Annotated in this window: 1 protein-coding gene; it reads left to right on the top strand. The window is 39.1% G+C overall.

All coding sequences use genetic code 11. The features are described 5' to 3' along the window. The first annotated feature begins 137 nt into the window (after positions 1-137). The gene (gene mutS, locus NZ519_13480; GenBank protein MCS7029765.1) at positions 138-2,762 is read left to right on the top strand and encodes a DNA mismatch repair protein MutS; all 2,625 of its coding nucleotides are present in this window, start codon (positions 138-140) and stop codon (positions 2,760-2,762) included. Positions 2,763-2,866 lie beyond the last annotated feature (104 nt).

Genomic DNA, 2,866 nt, shown 5'->3' with positions numbered 1-2,866 from the left:
AGCGTAGCCCGTAGCACGCCGACCTTGCCCACACCAGCGCAAGCGAAGTGTGGGCAAGGGCACGCCCAAAAAAATAAAATATTCAGATTTCAAAATACCTTAAAAAACAAGTAATTTGTGCGTACCTTTGTACAGTTATGGCTAAATTGTTCAAAGTTAGTGGTGAGGAAACGCCTTTGATGAAACAATATGCAGAGATTAAATCCAAATACCCAGGTACAATTGTCCTGTTTAGAGTAGGAGATTTTTACGAAACATTCGGCGAAGACGCCATTAAAACCTCAAAGATATTAGGAATTACACTGACTAAACGCGCTAACGGACAAGCTTCCGAAGTGGAATTAGCAGGCTTTCCCTACCATTCTTTGGATACTTATCTACCTCGATTGGTCAAAGCAGGAGAAAGAGTAGCCATCTGCGAACAGTTAGAAGATCCTAAATTAGCTAAAAAAGTCGTAAAACGCGGCATTACCGAAGTAGTAACCCCAGGCTTAATCTACACTGAAAACTTACTAGAACAATCCAAAAACAACTACTTATGTGCTGTCTATCTTTCTGAACACAAAAAAATACTTTCAGGTATCTCATTTTTGGACATTTCTACGGGAGAATTTCTTACCACAGAAGGCGAAGAAGAACAACTTCAAAAACTGATAGAAACTTTTCAACCTTCGGAAATTATAGTACCTAAATCCCAACAAAAGAAATTTAAGGAACGTTTTGGCGAAAACTATTACCTCTATCCGTTAGATGATTGGATATTCCACATACAAAACGGAAATGAACTACTACTCAAGCATTTTCAAACCACCTCTCTCAAAGGTTTCGGGATAGATGGGCTACACAGTGGTATCATTAGTGCAGGCGCTATTTTGCACTATTTAAATCTAAATCAACAACATAAGTTGGGGCATATTACGAAAATTCAAAAACTGCACGACACTGAATATGTTCTGATGGACAAATTTACGCTGCAAAACTTAGAATTAGTAAGCTCTTATCATCCCGAAGGAAGAACCTTATTCTCTGTACTCAATCAAACTCAAACTGCAATGGGCGCAAGATTGCTGCGCAAATGGATACTGCTGCCCTTGCTTTCTATTCCGCGCATCCAAAGAAGACAAAATGCTATCCGATACCTATACGAACACACAGAATTAGCACAACAAATAAGTGCTTTTCTAAATTCTATCACAGATATAGAACGATTAACCGCACGTATAGCCGTGCAACGAGTGTCCCCAAGAGACTTGAAGCAGCTTCAAAAATCGCTCTTTCAAATACAAGCAATAAAAAAAAGTTTAGAAAACGTTACTGACCCTTATTTAGCTACTCTACACGACCAACTTAACGCCCTACCTTCGCTGCAAGATTTATTAGAAAAAACCATCGTAGATGATGCCCCTGCAAACACAAAAAAAAGTGGTTATATCAAAACAGGGTTTCATGCAGAGTTAGATGAACTTAAATATATTGCTGAACATGGTAAAGAATACCTGCTCAACTTACAACAACGCGAAATTACCCGAACAGGCATACCTTCATTAAAAATAGGCTACAATAATGTATTTGGATATTACATTGAAATTACACACACTCACAAGGACAAAGTCCCTTCTGATTATATTCGCAAACAAACTTTGACCACAGGAGAACGTTATATTACCCCCGAGCTCAAAGAATACGAAGAGAAAATTTTAACCGCCGAAGAGCGTATCTCTGTATTAGAGCAGCAAATTTTTAATGATACGCTTATGCAAACTTTGGAACACATTCATGCGCTGCAACAAAATGCGTCTGTAATAGCCCAGTTAGATGTGTTAGTATGTTTAGCAAATGTAGCTCACGCATATAACTACCATTTACCTCAACTAACTCAAGACCCTGTTTTAACTATTGTTGAAGGCAGACACCCTGTAATAGAGCGATACCTACCTATTGAACAAGCCTATATTCCGAATGATGTACACCTAAACACACAAGACCAGCAAATTTTGATTATTACAGGTCCGAATATGGCAGGAAAATCGGCGTTGTTGCGCCAAGTAGGTTTGATTACTCTTTTGGCGCAAATGGGCAGTTTTGTACCTGCTAAAAGTGCGACCATTGGCATAGTTGATAAAATTTTTACTCGTGTGGGAGCATCAGATAACATTAGCAGTGGGGAGAGCACTTTTATGGTAGAAATGAACGAAGCGGCTAACATACTCAACAATGCCACAGCTAAAAGTTTAATTTTATTGGATGAAATTGGCAGAGGTACAAGCACGTACGATGGTATTTCTATTGCTTGGGCTATTGTAGAGTATTTACACAATAATCCTTCTGTCAAGGCTCGGACTTTGTTTGCTACGCACTATCATGAGCTCAATGAATTAGAAAAGCAGCTTAGTGCAGTGAAAAACTTTCATGTTAAAGTGCAGGAAATCAATGGTAAAATTTTGTTTTTGCGTAAATTAGAAAGAGGGGGAACGGAGCATAGTTTTGGTATCCATGTGGCAGAGATGGCGGGTTTGCCCAAAAGTGTTACCGAGCGGGCAAAGCAAATTTTGTGTCAATTAGAAAGTCAGAGGGAGCAGCGTGAGGATACAAAAAAAGTGAATATTTCCCCTGCGCCGCAAGCAATACAGCTAAGTTTATTTGGTTTTGAAGATGAGGTAGCCGTTAAAATTAAGCAAAGTTTACAAAATTTAGACCTTAATCGCATTACTCCGATTGAAGCTCTTTTAACTTTACAAGAGTGGAAAAAGTGGATAAGTTAAGTGTAAATTTGTTAGATTAAGTTTTAATTTTCTTTTTTTGGGCGTGCCCTTGCCCATACTTCGCTGCGCTTGTATGGGCAAGGTCGGCGTGCTACGGGCTACGC

It is taken from the genome of Bacteroidia bacterium (genome assembly GCA_025056095.1).
GTDB lineage: Bacteria > Bacteroidota > Bacteroidia > JANWVE01 > JANWVE01 > JANWVE01.
This window is presented reverse-complemented; position numbering and strand designations above follow the sequence as displayed.

Excerpts from the sequence above, each read along its gene's own strand:
- mutS (MCS7029765.1), top strand. The coding sequence starts at position 138 with ATGGCTAAATTGTTCAAAGTTAGTGGTGAGGAAACGCCTTTGATGAAA.